The sequence below is a fragment of the Dyella sp. 01N448 genome (assembly GCF_056399225.1).
The window spans coordinates 183,797-202,007 of the sequence record NZ_JBFTQX010000004.1; the positions used below are offsets into that span (position 1 = coordinate 183,797).

15 protein-coding genes are annotated in these 18,211 nt (G+C 64.3%); 5 read left to right on the plus strand and 10 right to left on the minus strand.

Features of this window, described 5'->3' with window-relative positions:
• The first annotated feature begins 37 nt into the window (after nucleotides 1-37).
• Together AC1DKY_RS09200 and AC1DKY_RS09205 are read left to right on the plus strand one after the other, a co-directional pair.
• Nucleotides 38-2,479, plus strand: coding sequence for a TonB-dependent receptor (locus tag AC1DKY_RS09200; RefSeq protein WP_441602837.1), 2,442 nt, complete (start codon nucleotides 38-40; stop codon nucleotides 2,477-2,479).
• Between the two features lie 201 nt (nucleotides 2,480-2,680).
• On the plus strand, nucleotides 2,681-4,261 hold the full coding sequence (locus AC1DKY_RS09205; RefSeq protein ID WP_441602838.1) for a tryptophan halogenase family protein: 1,581 nt from the start codon (nucleotides 2,681-2,683) through the stop codon (nucleotides 4,259-4,261).
• Between the two features lie 66 nt (nucleotides 4,262-4,327).
• On the opposite strand, the gene AC1DKY_RS09210 is transcribed toward AC1DKY_RS09205, so the two are convergent.
• From AC1DKY_RS09210 to bufA2, 10 genes are all read right to left on the minus strand, one after another.
• On the minus strand, nucleotides 4,328-4,789 hold the full coding sequence (locus tag AC1DKY_RS09210) for a hypothetical protein (RefSeq protein WP_441602839.1): 462 nt from the start codon (nucleotides 4,787-4,789) through the stop codon (nucleotides 4,328-4,330).
• Nucleotides 4,790-4,897: 108 nt separating this feature from the next.
• Nucleotides 4,898-5,848 carry a hypothetical protein gene (locus AC1DKY_RS09215; RefSeq protein WP_441602840.1) on the minus strand — a complete coding sequence of 317 codons (951 nt, stop codon included), beginning with the start codon at nucleotides 5,846-5,848 and terminating at the stop codon, nucleotides 4,898-4,900.
• A 255-nt stretch (nucleotides 5,849-6,103) separates the two neighbouring features.
• Entirely contained in the window at nucleotides 6,104-7,057 is a 954-nt protein-coding gene (pip, locus tag AC1DKY_RS09220) for a prolyl aminopeptidase (RefSeq protein ID WP_441602841.1), read from the minus strand.
• Nucleotides 7,058-7,281: 224 nt separating this feature from the next.
• Complete coding sequence (locus AC1DKY_RS09225) at nucleotides 7,282-10,212, minus strand: TonB-dependent receptor (RefSeq protein ID WP_441602842.1); 2,931 nt, start codon at nucleotides 10,210-10,212, stop codon at nucleotides 7,282-7,284.
• 229 nt (nucleotides 10,213-10,441) lie between these two features.
• The gene (locus tag AC1DKY_RS09230; protein ID WP_441602843.1) at nucleotides 10,442-10,822 is read right to left on the minus strand and encodes an MliC family protein; all 381 of its coding nucleotides are present in this window, start codon (nucleotides 10,820-10,822) and stop codon (nucleotides 10,442-10,444) included.
• Nucleotides 10,823-10,825: 3 nt separating this feature from the next.
• Nucleotides 10,826-12,817, minus strand: a complete 1,992-nt coding sequence (locus tag AC1DKY_RS09235) for a serine hydrolase domain-containing protein (RefSeq protein WP_441602844.1) — start codon at nucleotides 12,815-12,817, stop codon at nucleotides 10,826-10,828.
• 467 nt (nucleotides 12,818-13,284) lie between these two features.
• Nucleotides 13,285-14,229 (minus strand): AraC family transcriptional regulator, encoded by a 945-nt coding sequence (locus AC1DKY_RS09240; protein WP_441602845.1) that lies wholly within the window; start codon nucleotides 14,227-14,229, stop codon nucleotides 13,285-13,287.
• Nucleotides 14,230-14,306: 77 nt separating this feature from the next.
• Complete coding sequence (locus tag AC1DKY_RS09245; RefSeq protein WP_441602846.1) at nucleotides 14,307-15,098, minus strand: HvfC/BufC family peptide modification chaperone; 792 nt, start codon at nucleotides 15,096-15,098, stop codon at nucleotides 14,307-14,309.
• Nucleotides 15,095-15,937, minus strand: coding sequence for an MNIO family bufferin maturase (bufB, locus tag AC1DKY_RS09250; protein WP_441602847.1), 843 nt, complete (start codon nucleotides 15,935-15,937; stop codon nucleotides 15,095-15,097). Before bufB ends, AC1DKY_RS09245 begins: the two co-directional genes overlap by 4 nt.
• Before the next feature lie 61 nt (nucleotides 15,938-15,998).
• Complete coding sequence (bufA2, locus tag AC1DKY_RS09255; RefSeq protein WP_441602848.1) at nucleotides 15,999-16,283, minus strand: BufA2 family periplasmic bufferin-type metallophore; 285 nt, start codon at nucleotides 16,281-16,283, stop codon at nucleotides 15,999-16,001.
• A 276-nt stretch (nucleotides 16,284-16,559) separates the two neighbouring features.
• Between bufA2 and AC1DKY_RS09260 the strand changes: the two genes are divergently transcribed.
• The 3 genes from AC1DKY_RS09260 to AC1DKY_RS09270 are packed head-to-tail and all read left to right on the plus strand — an operon-like array spanning nucleotide 16,560 to nucleotide 18,205.
• Nucleotides 16,560-17,063 carry a DoxX family protein gene (locus tag AC1DKY_RS09260; protein ID WP_441602849.1) on the plus strand — a complete coding sequence of 168 codons (504 nt, stop codon included), beginning with the start codon at nucleotides 16,560-16,562 and terminating at the stop codon, nucleotides 17,061-17,063.
• 27 nt (nucleotides 17,064-17,090) lie between these two features.
• The gene (locus AC1DKY_RS09265) at nucleotides 17,091-17,477 is read left to right on the plus strand and encodes a thioredoxin family protein (RefSeq protein ID WP_441602850.1); all 387 of its coding nucleotides are present in this window, start codon (nucleotides 17,091-17,093) and stop codon (nucleotides 17,475-17,477) included.
• Complete coding sequence (locus tag AC1DKY_RS09270) at nucleotides 17,477-18,205, plus strand: cytochrome c biogenesis CcdA family protein (protein ID WP_441602851.1); 729 nt, start codon at nucleotides 17,477-17,479, stop codon at nucleotides 18,203-18,205. Before AC1DKY_RS09265 ends, AC1DKY_RS09270 begins: the two co-directional genes overlap by 1 nt.
• Nucleotides 18,206-18,211: the final 6 nt, after the last annotated feature.

Consider the following 18,211-nt stretch of genomic DNA (forward strand, 5'->3'; position numbering starts at 1 on the left):
GACGAACAACAATCCGAATGAATTGAGGGGAAGCCAAATGAAGTTGCGCTATTCGGCGTTGTACATCGCCATGTCCCTGGTACTCGCGCCTGGCGCAGTGCTGGCGGCGGATCAGGATGCAGCGCCGCAGAGCGCGTCTTCGCAAAACGCCACGCCGCCGGGCGAGCGCAAGGTGAAGCAGCTCGATGCGATTTCGGTGAGCGCGACCAAGAGCGAGACGCTGCTGCAGAAAACGCCCGTCGCAGTCAGCGCCATCACGCCCGACACGCTCGACAAAGAGCGCGTCATGACCGTGCAGGATCTCACCAAGCTGGTGCCGGGCCTGCAGGGCACCAGCCAGGGCGACCACGGCGTGGTCACGCTGACCTTGCGCGGTATCGGCAACGACAGCGCGAAAACCGAATACGCCGATCCTGAAGTCGCCACCTTCGTCGACGGCGTGTACGCGCCGCGTGCGGAAGCTGCCTCCGGCCTGCTGCTGGACATGGATGGCGTGGAAGTGCTGCGCGGTCCGCAGGGCACGCTGTGGGGTCGCAACTCCACCGCCGGCGCCATCAGCTTCCAGACGGCCAAACCCGATATCGCTGCGGGCTTCTACGGCAATGCGCAGGTGGAAGCGGGCAACTTCAACGAGTTGGGCGCGCGCGGCGCATTCAATCTGCCGATCAGCAGTACCTTCGCCATGCGCGTAGCGGTGGTGCACGAGCAGCACGACGGTTACGTCGACTACCAGAATCCGTCCACCGAGCTGCCCAGCGTGGCGCAGCAGCAGCAGGCGTATCTGGCCTCGCCCGCATCGGGCGGCACGCTGGCCAACTTCAAGCCGATCGACCCCAGCCAGTACGTGCAGGGCGGCAAGAAGTACAACTCGCAGGATCAGTCCGCCGCGCGCGTGAGTGCCTTGTGGCAGCCCAGCGATACGTTCAAGTGGAACCTCTCCTACGAGTACTTCCTCGATCGCGGCACGCCGGATCTGAGCCTGATGCAGACGCCGCGCCAGGGCCAGGAGTTCTGGTCCGCGCTGATCGACACGGCGCCGTACCTGGACCGCACGTCCAAGACGGTGCGCAGCCGCATGGACTGGAACATCAACGATGGCATGGAGCTGAGCTACATCGCCGGCTACAACCGCTACTCGGGCAAGAGCGACTTCGACCAGGACGTCGGTGTCAGCGTGCCCACCAGCTTCACCACCAACGGCGTGTACCAGGACGACCGCACCAACTACTCCAACTACGAAAGCTGGAGCCAGGAAGTGGACCTGAAGTCGACCGGCCCGCAGACCGTGGACTGGATCGTGGGCGCGTACTACGGCTACGAAGACAACAACATCCGCTTCGACATCCCCATCATGAACGGCACCAAGTACGGTTCCGTGAACTGGCAGGGCTCCTTCATCCAGCCGAAGGAAACGGTGGAGTCGTACGCCTTGTTCGGCCAGGCCACCTGGCACATGACCGATCACTGGCGCCTCACCGGTGGTGCGCGCTGGTCGCATGACGACAAGGAAAACAAGGGCGGCATCAACTGGGGCTGGAACTACGATCCCAATGTGCCGCAGCTGCCGATCTCCCCGGGCGTGTATCCGGATCCGTCCAACGGCTTCAGCATTTCGCAGCGGAACACGGCCAAGTACAGCAAGAGCAAGCCGACCTGGCTGGTGCGCGTGGATACCGATGTCGGCGCCAACGGCCTGCTGTACGCCAGCGTGTCCACCGGCTACAAGTCCGGCGGCACGCAGGACGCGGGCACGCTGTACAAGCCCGAGACGCTGACCAACTATGAGATCGGCAGCAAGTTCAGCTTCCTCGATGGCCGCATGACCTGGAACTCGGCCGTCTATTACGAAGACTTCAAGAACTTCCAGCTGTCCGCGCCCATTGTCTATCCCGACGGCAACCATGGCCTGGGCTTCTCCAACGTGGGCGGCAGCACCAAGGTGTTCGGCATCGAATCGGAGCTGGCGTACCAGACCAAGGACGATCGCGCCAACCTGATCTTCTCGGCCATTCCGAAGAAGGAGCTCGGCACGCTGGTCTACGCAGGCAGCAACGATTACCAGGGCCTGCCCGCCTGTCCGCCGGCGTCCAACCTGGCCAACTGCGCAAACGTCACCGGCAACGATCTGCCGCACGCGCCCAATGTCTCGCTCACCGCGATCTACGAGCATGACTTCCATCTGGGCAACGGCGGTCGACTCACGCCGCGCGTCAGCGCGCAGTACCAGAGCTCGCAGTGGCTGAGTTACTTCAACCTCGGCTCCGGCGACCAGCAGAAGGCGTATACGCGCGGCGACCTCTCGCTGCGCTACACCGAGCCGGGCGACAAGTGGTGGGTCAACGCGTACGTGCAGAACATCTCCGACGGAAAGGTCCGCACCAGTGCCGGTCGCTTCCTGATGTCTGATGGTTCGCTGCAGTACGTATCGCAGTACCTGGCGCCGCGCACCTACGGTGTGCAGCTGGGCGTGTGGTTCTGATGAAGTTCGGGGCGGCCCCATGACATACGCGCCGCCGATGGTTTGCCGTTCTATAGGCGATGCTCCGGGGAGCATCGCCGCCTCTCCCCTTGAATGGCTTTTTTGCCGGGCCCGCGTGGGGCGGCCCGGCAGTTCTTTCTTACTATCGTCTGCGGATGCATTGCCGCAGCGCGCTGGCCTGCCCGCCAGCCGGGAGATCCCATGGCTCGTCTGAAGAAAGTGCTGATCGTCGGCGGTGGCACCGCCGGCTGGCTGGCCGCGTGCTATCTCGCCAAGGCGGTGAATGCAGTCGATCCCCATGGCGTGCAGGTGCATCTGGTGGAATCGCCGGATATCGGTCTGCTCGGCGTGGGCGAGGCGACGTTTCCCTCCATTCGCGGCACGCTTGCCGCCATCGGCCTGGACGAGCGTCGCTTCCTGGTCGGCGCGACGGCGACGTACAAGCAAGGCATTCACTACCGCCATTGGGTGCGCCCGCCGGGCACGCCCGGTGCGGATCATTTCTTCCATCCTTTCAATGCACCGAGCCAGCGTCCCGGTGGTCCGGAGCTGCTGCCGTATTGGCTGCTCGGCGTGGCGCCGGAAGGCGTGCCGTTCGCCGATGCGGTATCGATGCAGAGCGCCCTGGTCGATCACGGCAAGGGCCCCAAGCGCCTCAAGGACCCCGACTACCAGGGTCCGTTGAACCACGCGTTCCATTTCGATGCGGCCTGCTTCGCGCGCGTGCTGGCCGAGCATGGCCAGGAAGCGTTGGGCGTGCAGCGCCATGTGGCCACGGTAGAGCGCGCGGAGCTCGACGAGCACGGCGCCATTGCGCGCGTGGTGACCAAGGAACTGGGCGAACTCACCGCCGACCTCTACGTGGATTGCACCGGCCTCAAGGGCATGTTGATCGGCAACGTCATGCAGTCGCCGTTCCGCAGCCGCGCCGACGTGCTGTTCGCCGATCGCGCGGTGGCCATCCAGGTGCCTTATGCGCAGCCGGATTCGCCGATTCCGTCGTATACGATTTCCACCGCGCAAGAAGCGGGCTGGATCTGGGATATCGGCCTGCAGAAGCGGCGCGGCGCAGGTTATGTGTATTCCTCGCGGCACACCGACGTGGAGCGAGCGGAGGCGGTGTTCCGGAACTATCTTGGTCCGGTCGCAGAGGGCCTGAAGGCCTTCCATATCAAATTTGAAACCGGCTATCGGCCGGAGCACTGGCGCAAGAACTGCGTGGCGGTGGGACTTGCCGGCGGCTTTGTGGAGCCGCTGGAATCCACCGGCATTGCGCTGATCGAGTTGGCGACCTATCTGCTCACGCATTTGCTGCCGAGCGATACCGACACGATGGAGCAGGCCGCGCGCCACTTCAACGAGATGATGATCGCGCGCTACGACCGCATCATCGATTTCATCAAGATGCACTATTGCCTAAGCCAGCGTCGCGACTCGAAGTTCTGGATCGACAACGCCGATCCGGTGAGCATTCCCGACACGCTGCAGGACAAGCTGGCGCAGTGGAAGCATCGGCCGCCGCATCGGCTGGACTTTGTCAGCGACCTGGAGATGTTCCTGGTCTCCAGCTGGCAGTACGTGCTCTATGGCATGGAATTCAAGACGGACCTGTTGCCCATGCGCAACCTGTATCCGCGCGTCGACGAGGCGCGGCAGGAATTTCGCAATATCCAGGTGGCCGCATCACAGGCCTTGCACGATCTGCCCGATCATCGCGCCCTGGTGGAGCAGATGTGCAAGGAGTTTCGCGAACGGGCGGGTGTCGAGAACGCAGTGGCGTAGCGCCGCTGACCTCCGCGCTCAATGCAAGCACGCCAGCGCCTCGATGAAGCGCTGGCATGCGGCGGCTCAACGCCCGTAGTGAATATCGCCGATCGCGTGGTCCACGGCCGCCTGGGCCTGGTCCACGTGCATCAGGGCGCGATGCTTGAGTTCGCGCGACTGCGGATCGTCTTCTTCGCGATCGATATCGTTGTGCACCTTGGCCAGCAGCTGTGCAGCCTGATGCAGGCGGCCCGGCTGGTCCGTGCCCATGTCGACCGACGGGTGATCGTCCAGGTTCTTGCCGTCGTCATAGGCGGCGTGCTTGATCTCGCCCATCGCGCGGTCGATCTCCGAGATGGCGATATCTTCCTGGCTGCTCACCGCAGCATCGCCCGGACGATGCGAGAGCATCCAGCGTGCCGCACGCAGATCGGACAGCGCGTGCAGGTAGGCAGGGTGGCGACCCGGCATATCGGCGTGGGCAGCCAACGGCAACAACACGGCCAGGCTGGTCGTCAACATCATGCGCTTGCAAAGCAACTTCATGCGGCCCCCTCGGGTAGGAAAGTGGCCGCATTATTCAGCGCCCCCGCTTGCGCAGGCCTTGCCGGAAGAACCTGCGTTTAGCCGGCGGTTGGCGATGCGCAAGCGTGCTCAGGGCAGTGTGGCGACGCCTGTCGCACCGAACGTGCGGATGGTTTCGTCGATGGCGAAGTCCGTCGCATTCATCGACGGGTCGGCGCGATAGCGGTCCCAGTCCCGCTCCATCGCGCGCAACAGCACGCGACGTGGTGTATCGCCGATATCGGCGGGTGATTGCCCGGCGCCTGTCCCATAGGTCGCCGGAAGCTTGGCCTGCATGAGCAGGCATAGTGCTTCCTCGATGTCGTAAGCCGTGCCGCCGTGCGCATAGATCAGGTTGATGGCTTGCGATGCCTTGTGGCGCTTCTTCCAGTCGTCAGCGTGGCCGCTGAGCATCATGTGGGTGCCGTCGTAGCCCACCACCGCAGGCAGGCTCGCATCTTTCATGGTGGCAAACATGATCGGGGGATTCTGCATGTTTCCACCGAGCGGGCCGAGCGCGATCACCGCGACCTTCACCGTGGAATAGGGAAAGCGCAAGCGCGTGAGTCCTTCCAGCCGCTCGACGTTGCGGGCCTTCGCCTCTTCGGCCTTCCATGCAGCGATGGTCTCCTGCTCCCTGGGTTCCACGTTTCGCCGCCAGTAGGCCATGAACGCGGGGAAGTGCGACTCACCCTGCTTCAACGCTGCGACCAGTGCAGCGCTGTTGTCATAGGTGTAGGCGAGCCGATACAGGTCGGCGTAGCTGCGGATATCCGACACCATCGCGTACGCGGGGAGAAAGGCACCGGTATTGAGCTCTTTGACGTCATCGAGCGGCACGGACGCTCGCAGGTCGGGGAAGTTCGCGTTGTCCCGATGCAGCAGATAGAACAGGAAGTCGGCAAAAGGCGAGGCGACAAATTCCAGCGAGGGAGCAGCCTGGCTTGCATCAGTCGATGGCGCAGCATGGACAGCGCCTCCCAGCAACATCAGAACGGCGACGAGAAAACCCAGCGTGTTTCCAGCTTTGCGTGCGCGCATGTCAGTCCCTCATTGGCGTGGCAGTTCGACAACCCCTGAAGCCAGGCACATCCATCCGGCCGGAGTCGTTGGGTCCGGTCAGACACGCGAATGCCGCAGCATCGCGTCTATCTTTCTGAGTTCAGGCGACGCAACAAAGGGGGACGTCGTCGCCAGATGACTGCATCAAACCCCAGTCACCCGTCGGTGACAAGGGGGAGATATCGGCCACGCGGCACACGTTGTGCGCACGCGTGGCGATCTGCTGCTCCGGCATCACACGTAGCGATCGGCCAAGGCATCCGTCGCGCTGACCAGGACATCCACGATGGCGGGATCGGCCGCGCTATGACCGGCCAGCACGATATGGAATGCCGCCTCTGGCCATGCATTGGCGAGGTCGCAGGCGCTCTTCACCGGACAGATGATGTCGTAGCGGCCATGCACGATGGTGGCGGGGATGTGCCGCACACGGTCCACGTCACGCAGCAGCTGATCCGGCTCGAGGAAGACGCGGTGGCGGAAGTAGTGTGCTTCCGCGCGTGCCACGCTCACGGCGGCATGCGGGTCCTCGAAACTGCCGGGCTCGTCGGGATCGTGGACCAGCGTCGTGCTGCCGCCCTCCCAATTGCCCCACGCGATCGCCGCGGCGATGCGGACGGCCTCGTCGTCGCTGTCCAGGCGTCGCCAGTACGCCTCCACCATGTCATGGCGTTCCTCCTCGGGGATATGCGCGAGATAGCGTTCCCATCGCTCGGGAAAGATCCAGCGCGCACCGCCATCGAGTTCGTTGAACCAGCGCAGCTCGCCGGGCCGGCCGAGGAAGATGCCGCGCAGCACCAGCCCGAGCACACGTTCGGGATGCTTCTGCGCATAAGCGAGCGCCAGCGTGGAACCCCACGAGCCACCGAACACGACCCAGCGTTCGATGCCGAAGAATTCGCGGATGGCTTCGATATCGCTGACCAGATGCACGGTCGTGTTGTCGCGCAATTCCGCATGCGGCGTCGACTTGCCGGCGCCGCGCTGGTCAAACAGCACGATGCGGTAGCGCGCCGGGTCAAAGAAGCGGCGGTGATACGGCGACACACCAGCCCCCGGGCCGCCGTGCAGGAACACCACCGGCAGGCCATCGGGATTGCCGCATTCCTCGACGTGCAATTCGTGGATGTCATCCACGCGCAGGCGATGGGTGCGGTAGGGCTCGATCTCGGGGTATAGCTCGCGCACGGGTGTTCTCCGTTGAAGTGCTCGTCCCAGCATAGCCATCCCTGGTCTCGTGGGGCAGTCGCGCACAGGGTGCGCTCCCACAGTGTGAAGGCTACGGAGCCATGGTGGGCGAACAATGGGCGCTGGCCATCGTGCTAACGATGGCCAGCGCCCACCCGATCCATCCGCCAATTTCCTTCATGCCGCTTCCCTGGGGCGTTAAGGCGAGGCGGGTCGTAACCCGATCAGAGCTTGTAGTTGATGCCGAACATCACCGTGCGGCCCCAGGTGTTGTAGTCGAGCGGACGTCCGATCGACACGCCATTGGGCAGCGCGGAAATCTGCGCGGTCTTGTACGCCGAGTTGGTGAGGTTGTAGACCTGCAGCAGCACCGACAGGCCGTTCCATGAGCCATCGGTGAAGTTGTAGCCGGCCTGGAAATCGGTCTGCTTGTCGGCGAGCACTTGCTGATAGCCCAGCTGGTCGAACAGGGCGATCGCTTCGCCGGTGAAGGAGGAGCGATAGCGTTCGGAGATGCGCACCGACCAGCCGTATTTCTCGTAGTAGAACGCCAGGTTCGCCACCTTGCGCGAGAGGCCGGGCAGGGTGGACGGCGCGCCCGGAATCGAGGACACCGAACTCACCGGCACGGTGCTGTTGGTCAGCGAGAAATTGGCCTGCATGCCGAAGCCGTCGAGCGGACGGGCGATCAGCGCGCCTTCGAGCGCACCGGACAGTTCCAGGCCTTCCATGCGGCCGCCCGTGCCGTTTTCCGGCGTGGTGAACGAGCCGATGTTGCTGGTCGGCACCAGGGTCGGATCGTTGTTGACGTACTTGGAGAAGTCGTAGTTGAGCACCGTCTGGTTGTAGATGTAGTTCAACAGATTCTTGTTGAACACCGCGACGGCGACGTAGCTGGACTTGCCGAAATACTTCTCCCACGACAAGTCCGTGCCCACCGCGACATAAGGCTTGAGCTCCGGATTGCCGCCGCTGCCCGTCCACAGCACCTGGCCGGCCGCGGGGCCATCGGTGACCTGATACACGCCGGCCGAGGTGGCGACCTTCTCATCATCGATGCGTCCGCGCGTCATGGTCTTGGCGAAACCGAAACGCAGGTATTGCTGGTCGGCGATCTCAGCCGCCAGGTTCAGGCTGGGCAACACGTTGTTGTACGTGGTGCCGCCGCTGATATTGCCCACCAGGGTGTTGCCGTTGGTCTGCAGCGCTGTCGACGACTGGTCGGTGTGTACAAACTGGACGCCCATATTGCCGCGCAGCGGCACGTTGCCCAGCATCGTGTCGATATTGAACTTCACGTAGGCGACCGGCACTTTCTCCTCGACGCTGTAGTTGCGCGCCCAGTCGCCCTGGCCGTTGCCGTCGGTGAGATAGAACTGGCTGTTCAGCGCCGCCAGCACGTTGTAGTTGAGGATCGGCCCGATGCCGCCGTAATTGATCGAGGTGGGTCCGTACAGGAAGGCCGGATTGACCGGTACCGAGTAGCCCGGCTGGTAGGTGCTGCCGGTCGAACCGTTGCCGTTGAGCCACGCGAATTGCACGTCCGCCGACTTGGTCTTCTTGCGGTCGGAGTAGTTCACGCCCACATCCACGGTGCTGAAGATCCAGCCCACCGGATGGGAGACCTGCAGGCGGATCGCCTTGATCACATCGTTCTGGTGGTCGAACTCCTGGCGGCCGTTGTAGCCGTAGCCATCGGGGTCGGTGAACTGGATGCCCGATGGATCGGCCAGGTTCACGCCCGCGTTGAAGTTCGGAAAGCCGTAGTTGAGCGGCGTGGCGAACTGCACGCTGGTGGTGCCCTGGCCAGGAATGCCGGTGAACAGGTAGGCGTCGTGCAGGTCTTTCTTCGCGCTGGAATAGGACAGATCCGCCACGCCCTGCCAACCGCCGCCGAATTCGAACTGGTTGTTCCAGCCCACCGAGAACAGCTTGTCGTGTTCCTTGGTGTACTCGTTCTGCAGGATCGGCCGGATGCCATCCATCGTGCCAGTCGTGACGACCGGATAGGGTTGCGACGGCACCACGCCCACATTGCTGTACACGGCGGGGCCGGCGTTGTCATAGGGGCCGCTCGCCCACTGCACGCCGTTGGTGGTCTTCTTTTCGTTGAAGGTGGAGTAGTAGGTGTCCAGCGTCGAGTGGTACCAGTCGTTCGGCGCCCACTCGAGCACGGCCATCAGGCCGTTGCGCAACTGGTTCTCCGACTGCGCGCGCAGCTGCATGCCTTCCTGCGAGAGCACGCCGTCGGGCAGGCCCGGCGAATGTGGTCCGCCCCAGGCGCCTTCGATGCTGCCCGGGCCGTTGTTGAGGCTCCACCACCACGCCTGGTACTGCTTTTCCTGGATCGGCGAATCGAGTTGGGCGAAGCCGATGGCCAGGCCCAGCGTGTGATCCAGAAACTGGTCGACGTAGGAGAAGCTGGCGCGATGGCCAAGATCGCCCACATCCGAGCCCGGGTTGTTCTTGCCGTTGGTGGTGTACTCGCCGCGCAGGTTGGCCACGATGGTACGGGTGGACAAGTCCAGCGGCTTGAGCGTGTGCAGGTCCACCGTGCCGGACAGGCCCTGGCCGATCAGGCTCGCATCAGGCGTCTTGTACACCGCCGCGCCGCTGATGAGTTCCGCAGGGTATTGATCGTATTCGACGCCGCGGTTTTCGCCGATGGTGGCCTGCTCGCGGCCGTTCAAGGTGGTGCCGGCAAAGTCGGGCGCCAGGCCGCGGATGGAAATCTGGTTGGCACGACCATCCACGCGTTGCGTAGCGAGGCCGGGCAGGCGCGCCAGGCTTTCGGCGATGCTCGCATCGGGCAGCTTGCCGATGTCTTCGGCGGAGATGGCCTCGATGATGTTGTCCGAGTTCATCTTGGCCTTGATTGAATTCTCGATGCTGCCCGCGATGCCGGTGACGGTGATCGCATCGAGCGTGGCGGCTCGGTCTTCCGATTTGGGCAGCGCGTTCTGGTCGGTCTTTGCAGGCTTCGTAGCCGGCGTCGGCTGGGTGCTCTGCGGCGTGCTGGATGGATCCTGTGCCTGTTGCGCAAACACCGGTTGCGCAGCCGCCAAGGCGATCAGGGCAGCGGCACATGCAACGGTGAGTGGGCGCTTGGCCCCGATGAAACTTGCGACGAAAACCTGCGAGCGGCGACCGTTCATTCCCTTCCCCATGACGTGATTCGATGACTGCACCCCCCGGTGCAGCACGCTGAAACGCACTTGGACATGACCGGCAATTTCTTGCGGTCAGACTTTGGGCGGTAGGTTTCTGCGTGGAGGGGGAGCATGAGCGAGAGAATTTGCCGCTGTCATCATGCGACGCAGCAAGTTCGTTCATGGTGCTGAAGGAGACGCGCTCCCCGGTTCAGCGAGGTGAGGAGACTGTCGTCTATTTGCTGGACGACGACGTGCAGCCGGCAACGATGGGCGCTGCGTTCGGGCCGGCGGTCATGTCGTACAGGTCGCCGTTGTTGCCCTTGGTCCACCACGTATACGGACCGGCCACGTATTTCACGCCGGAGCCGGCCATGGTGTCGACAAACAACATGGGCTTGTCCTTCACCAACAGCAGCGCAAAGCTCTGGCCGCCATGGCTGTTGTAGTACGTCACCTTGAGCGACTTGCCAGCCTGGCATTGGTAGTTGCGCTGCAATGTCCCGTCCACCGGGATCTCCGGCACGTTCAGCGTATCGGCCAGCGCCGTGGCGCCAGCCACGGAGACTGCCGCGCCCAATACCAGGCGCAGCCCGTTGCGATGCAAAGCGTTCATGGCTTACTTCACCTCGTCGTAGACGTATTCATGCTGGTCGTCGCGCAGGACCAGCTTGCGATTGTCCGCCGTGCCGGAGACGACGAATTCGAAACCATCGGATCCCGGCGAAATGGTCACGAACGACAGCGAGCCGTCGTCGTTCTTGCGTGACGCCACATCGCTATGCCACGCGCCGAAGTTGAAGACCAGGTTCTTGCCGCTGCGATCCACCTGGATGCTGCCCACGGCCGGGTTGCGATAACGGTCCGCCAGCTTGGCTGCCTGGGCGGGATCGGCGGGCACGGTCAGGCGCTTGCGCTGGGCGGCGATCTCCGCCTTCAGCCGCTTCACGCCGGCATCGATGTCACCCTGCGCCAGCGGCTTGCCGTCAAACAGCACTTCGAGCAGCCGGCGCTGGAACGGTCCGCGTATGAACAAGCCGGCGTCGGCATTGGTGAGGATCACCGCACCCACGCCCTGCTCGGGCAACCACAGCATGTCCGAATGAAAACCGGCCAGGTCGCCACCGTGATGCACCACCGGGACGCCCCAGGTGTGATCCACCATCAGGCCCATGCCATAGGTGGCCGTGGTGCCGAGCGCCACGTTCGGCTTGCGGCGTTCCAGCAAGGCTTCTTTTGATACGTAGCGTTTGCCGTCCGGCAGTATGCCGTTGGCCAGCTCCATCTGCACATAGCGCAGCATGTCGCTCACCGCGCTCCACGCCGCACCGGCGGGACGCGCCGCGCGGATGGAATCATTGATGCCCATGCCGGCCACCGCCGTATGGCCGTCCACATCCATGCCGTGTGGCGTGGCGTGGTCGCCGAGCAGGGCGCGGTCGTAGTCGAAGGTGGTGATCTTCATGCCGAGCGGATCGAACACCTGCTTCTGCATCGCCAGGTCGTAGGCCGCGCCCAGCTCCATATCCGGATACAGCACATGGCCGCCGATATAACCGGCCGCTGCCGCCATCAGGTTGGAGTACTGGAACAGCTCGCCGAACTTGCTGGTGGGCTGCATGCCCGACAATGCCCGCAAGACTGTCTCCGGCGTGGCGTCGCGACTGTTGAGCAGCCATTCCATGTCCTGCCGCGGCATGCCGGTGCAGGCGCAGATCAGGTGCTTGATCAGCACTTGCCTGGTGGTTGCCGCGTCGCCCAGCCTGAAGCTGGGCATCACTTGCACCACGGGCGTGTTCCAGGTGAATTTCTTTTGATCGACCTCGCGCGCCAGCATCAGCGTGGTCAGCGCCTTGGTATTGGAGGCGATCATGAACAGCGTGTCGGCGTCGATCGGCTCGGGCTTGTTGATCTCGCGCACGCCCAGGCCGCCGGCGAACACCACCTTGCCGTGATCGATCAGGCCGATGGCGACGCCCGGCACGTCGTACGCCTTGCGTGCATCGTCCACGAAACTCTTGAGCGTTTCGATGCGCGCCGCATCGAGCGGATGCGCCTGCCTGCCGGCGAAACTCTCGCGCTGGTAGCCCTTGGGCAACAGGCGGTCGGAGATCGCGCGCAGTTGCGAGGCGCGCTTTTCGCCCACCGCATTGGCCACGTCGTAGATCAGCACGGTGTACTGGTCGCCATGACGGTAGGCGATGGCGGTGACGCCGCTCTTGTCGTTGGCGGAGGTCTCGTAGTTGTAGATGCGGATCTGGTCCCAGTTGTCGCGCGGGGATACATCGGTCGCCACCTGCAGCGGCCAGGTCTTGGCGGGGGCATAGGCCTTCCACGCTTGCGCCACGGCGTCATCGGGAGTGCCGGCCTTCACGTCCACCAGCACGGCCTGCGAACCGGCCTCGGGCGGATTGAGCGTCAGCTTGTTGCCGCTGGCGTGCAGCGTCCAGTCGGAGGGCAGCATGAATTGCGTGCCGGACGATGTGCTCTTGGGAGCATCGGCCTTCACCGCCGCGCCCGCGGCCGGTGCAGCAGGTGAGGTCGCGGTGCCGGCCAGCGAAGAAGCGGCCAGTGCAAACAGCCCGACAAACACAACGCAACGCATCAACATGGAGGTACCTCGCAGCGAGGGAAACGCTCTGTTGTCACGCGCCGGAACGGCGACCCGGCGCGACATGGTCGGAGACACGGGTGGTCCGGGGGAGTCTACACAGGTTGCGATGGCGTGCCAGTGCGCGTGGCCTCCACAGCGCACGCGCTACGCCGTGCCATACAGACGCCGCGATGCGGTCCGGTCCGGACGGCGCGGCCTTGCCACCGAGCGTACGGCTAAGCGCGACCTGACCGTTCCATCGATAGGGGAACTGCGATGAAGCGTTGGCTGTCCTTGCTGCTGTGCCTGCTGGTCGTCCGCCCGCTGTCCGCGGCGGATGCCGGCAAAGACCCCAAGACCGTGCTGCTGGCGTTCTACAGACTCGCCATGCAGGACTTCAAGCCGGCCGAGGCATGCGAGAAACCAGTGAACCCCCATTCGATGTTCTGGGCGCAAGTGCATGCCGCCCTCGCGCTGAGTCGCACTCAATTCAACGCAGCAGCGTGCACGCCTTCGCCGCGCACACGGCCGGGACATCGGCCGCTCACACGCTTGAACAGGCGGCGAAAGGCCGCTTCGCTGCTATAGCCCAATTGCTGGGCGATGCCCGCCACCGATTGCTGGCGGTCGCGCAACAACTGCTCGGCCACGCTGACGCGCCACTGCGTGACATATTGGATCGGCGGCTGCCGCATCAGCTGGGTGAAGCGCTCGGCAAACGCGGAACGGGACATGCAGGCCAGGGCGGCCATCGATTGCATGGTCCAGGCCTTGCCGGGATGGTCGTGTACGGCCTGCAGCACGCGGGAAATACGCGGATCGGCCAGTGAGGCAAACAGGCCCTGGCGTTCTTCCGTGGTGCGGGAGTAATCGCAGATCGCCAGCGTGAACAACGCATCGGCCAGCTTGTTGAGCAGCACAAGGCGGCCGGCGCAGTCGGCGTGCACCACCTGCGCCATGGTCGAAGCCAGCTGTCGGAACGGAGCGCTGGCGTCGGCGGCATGGATGACCATGCAGGCGGGCAAGGCCAGATTGAGCGGATGCTGGGAACTGCCGGTGAAGCGGAACTCGCCGCAGATCAGGCTGGTCTGCAGCATGTCGTCCCCGTCCCCGTCCCCGTCCCCGTCCCCGTCACCGCCGATGCCGCTGAGCCGATGCGGCGCACCGTGCGGAAAGATCACCAGGTCGCCGGTTTCAAGCGTCACCGCGCCGCCGAGTTCCTCGCTTTCCACCTGGCAGCGGCCGGTGCCCACCAGATGGAACAAGCCGCACTCATAGCGCGGTGCATCCGCAAACCACGAACCGCAACGATGCAGCTCGGCGACCACCTGCACCTGCAGCATCGACCGGTTGAGCAGGGACTCCAACGCCGGTTCCACCAGTCGCGGGCGCGGGCCGGCGGGTAGCGACGGATTCGGTTCGATGGACATGGGGTTCCTTCCGGCGGGTCTCATCAAGGACTTCGCCGCCGGTAGGCTGCCGGTTACATCGCCGATTGGATGACCGCTTAGAGGGCTGATCCTCCTGGCAGGGCCAGCTGTCCGATCAGCCCATCGCCCAGCCACTGCGCCAGCAGGGCGGCCATGCGGGGCAGGTCTGAATCGCCATGACGCTGGGCGAGGCGTTCGCACAGTTGCGCAAAGGTGTCGCCATGGAGGGCGCCGAGCAGTGCAGGCAATTCGCGCGTTTCAACCTGCCGGTAGCGCACGTCCAGCGCCGGCCGCCATACCAGCAGATGACGTGGCCGGCGCCAACGCCGCAACGCCGGACGAGGCTCGCCCCGGTCGGCCGCACGCCGGAACGCATCGATATTGCAGGTACTGCGCAGCAGATGCGCGTGCGGCAGAGGATGCAGCCGCAATGCCGCCCATCCCTCGGGCGCGATGCCCGCCAGTTCGGCGGCGCTGACCGTGCCATGGTCGGCTGCGTCGAACGCGGTGGAAATGCCCCAGTCCAGTCGCGCCATCTCGGCCAGTTCGGGCCGGTCACGCCATGGCGCCGTGCGGGTGAGAAACCCGGCGAGGCCTGCGCCATGCCAGCGAATATTGAAGTGCGTGGAGGGATGCGCGGCCACGTAGTCGTCCAGCAGCCCGGCGAAGCGTCGCCCGGACAGCAGGGCCAGACCGGGAAACTCCGTTGCCAGCGCCTCGCGCAGACGCATGCGATAGCCATGCTGGTAGATGGCGAGCCGGCTCGACTCGTCGGCCCTGTCGTCACCGCGCAACGAGCCGGGCAAGGGCGTGCCGCCCGCCAGCATCGCATCGGCCAGTTGCAGCTGCAGGGCGCGCAGATCGCTCACGCGGCTTCCTGCATCAGCGCGTCGGCCAGCGACCTGGCATGGTCGAGTTCCACCAGCAGCTCGGCGAGCGGAGGAATGTGGTCGTCGCGCTCGATCATGGTCGACACGCGACCGAAGCGCCGCACGGCCTCCACGTAGAGATCCCACACGGCATCGACCACGGGTGCATCATGCGTGTCGATCAACAACTCGCCGCCGTGCTCGTGGCCGGCCAGATGGAATTGCTGCACGCGTGCAGGCGGCAGGCCGTCGAGATAGTCCAGCGCGGCAAACCCATGGTTGTGCGCGCTCACGTGCACATTGTTGATGTCGAGCAGGATGAGGCAATCGGCACGCTCGGCGACGGCGGCGAGAAACTCCCACTCGGTCAACTGCGACTGCGCAAAGCTGATGTAGCTCGACACGTTCTCCAGCAGGATGCGCCGCCCCAGCTTGTCCTGCACGCGGCGCACGCGGTCCACCACATGCACCAGCGCTTCCTCGGTGTATGGCAGCGGCATCAGGTCGTGCAGGTTGACCCCGTGCACGCCGGTCCAGCACAGATGATCGGAGATCCAGGCAGGTTCGACGTGTCGCGCCAAGGCCGCAAGCTGGTCGAGATAAGCCATGTCGAGTGGATCGGTGCCGCCGATGGACATCGACACGCCGTGCATCACCAGCGGGAAACGCTCGCAAAAACGCTCCAGCCAGCGCAGCGGCCGGCCTCCGGGAACCAGATAGTTTTCCGAAACGATCTCCAGCCACTGGACGTTGGACGGTTCGTCGATCAGCGTTTCGTAGTGATCGACGCGCAGGCCGAGACCGAAGCCCAGATAAGGCAGCTGGCGGGAAGTGGGCATGGCGTTTCTCGCGATAAAAAGCGCGGGGCTTTCGAGCGGGCCGAAAGCCCCGCGATCAAGCTCAGGAGGCCTTGGCGGCTGCCTGGGCGGCGTCACATTCCTGCTGGCTCTTCTGCATGGTGAAGCCCTGGCCCTTGCAGGCGTTCTGGCCCTTGCAGGCATTGCTGGCCTGCTTGCAGGCGCCATGGCCCTTGCAGGACGACGAGTTCATGCACTTCACGCTGGCGGTATCGGCCGACTTGCTGCCGTCGGTCTTCTCGGCCGCCGAAGCGGACATCGTGGTGACGGCGAACAGGCCGGCAACCATCATCGCCATGGCGGCGCCGTTGAGCTTGTTGGTCTTCATGGAAACACTCCTGACAGGTGGACGGCCGCTTGCTGGCGGCTTGGATGGACAACGTCGGGCCCGGACACCATGGCCAAGCACTGCCGACTTCAGCATTCTCGACAGACGGCCAGCCGCGCGCTGTCCCCACGCGTCTCCCTTTTGTGCCCGATCGTCCGGCGATGGAGGTGTCGCGCAGGACCGGACGGCGGGCAAGAAAGCATGGACGACCAGCCATGGCGGCGATCGCCAGCGCTTCGCATGATGCCCGCACCTCAATCCCCGGAAGCTGACGTCATGCGCCCCTACCTCGCCGACAAGGCAACGCAACTGCTCGCATGGCTACAGCGCATCGAATGGCTCGGGCCCTTGGTGGTGCGCGTGGTATTCGGTTACTTCTGGCTGGAAACCGGCATCGCCAAGGTGCACAACCTCGATGGCTTCACCCAGCGCTTCGTCGGCTGGGGCATTCCCTTCCCGGCGTTCAGCGCGGTACTGTCCGCGTGGACGGAATTGCTCGGCGGCCTGCTGATCATGCTCGGCCTGTTCACCCGCCTGGTGTGCATCCCCATGCTCATCAACATGGCGGTGGCCGTGGTGCTGGTCGTATCGGCCAACCTCACGGGCCTGGATGACTTCGTGGAAGCCGACGAGATCGTCTACAGCCTGATCTTCTTCTGGCTGCTGATCAGCGGCCCGGGCAAGGCCAGCCTCGACACGCTGCTGGCGCGGGCGCTGGGAATTCGCACCGCATCCGAGGCGACACCGTCAGCGCGCATGGCCATCCCTGTCATCGACTGACGGTGGGGCACAGGAGTCTTCGTGATCATGAAAACCAAGTTTCACCGATGGATGTTCGGCACGCTGTTGCTGGCGCTGGCCGGCACCACAGCCGCCGCTGAAGTGCCTTTCGACCAGGCGTCCTATGTGCGGACGCTGGCCGCGGGCAAGCCCGTCGTGGTGTACCTGCACGCCGACTGGTGTCCGACCTGTCGCGCGCAGCAACCCATCGTGGATCGCCTGTCAAAGGAACCACGGCTAAAGGATGTGACCATCTACGTAGCGGACTTTGACAAGGAAACGGCGCTGGAGAAATCGCTCAAAGTCACGCAGCAATCGACGTTCGTGGTTTTCAAGCAGGGCCACGAGGTAACGCGCTCCACTGGCCAGACGACAGAGCCTGCCATTCGCGCGGTGCTTGAGCAGGCGCTCTGATGGATTTTGGTCTGGGCACTTATGTGCTGGGTTTCCTGGCCGGCATGGCGACGCTGTTGTCGCCGTGTGTGCTCCCCATCCTGCCGATCCTGATCGCATCGGCGCTGTCCCGGCATCGGTGGGGCGTCGCGGCGCTGGCATTGGGCTTGAGTCTTTCGTTCGCGTTGACCGGAACCCTGCTCGCCACGCTCGGTGCTTCGATCGGCCTGGAGGCTGGCACCTTGCGCGTTGCGGCCGCGGTGCTGATGGTGGTGTTCGGCCTGGTGATGCTGTTGCCGCCGCTGCAGCGTACGTTTGCGCGTATCACCGCGCAGCTGGGCAACCGAAGTCAGCAGGCGCTGGGTTCGGTGCGTGGCGAAGGCGGCTTCAGCCAGTTCCTGATCGGCTTGCTGCTGGGACTGGTGTGGAGTCCTTGCGTGGGGCCGACCCTGGGTGCGGCGACCACGCTGGCGGCACAGGGCACGCATCTGGTGCAGATCGCGCTGTTGATGCTGGTGTTTGGCCTCGGCGCCGGACTGCCACTGCTGGCGCTGAGCACGGTGTCAGGCGCCGCCATGACACGCATGCGCGGCTCACTGATGTCGGCGGGCAGCGTGGCCAAATCGCTGCTGGGTGCCTGCTTCGTGGTGATCGGCGTGCTGGTGATCAGCGGCCTGGACCGCCGCTTCGAAGCACTGGTGCTTTCGGTCAGCCCGGATTGGCTGACTCGCCTGACCACGTCGCTATAAGGTGCT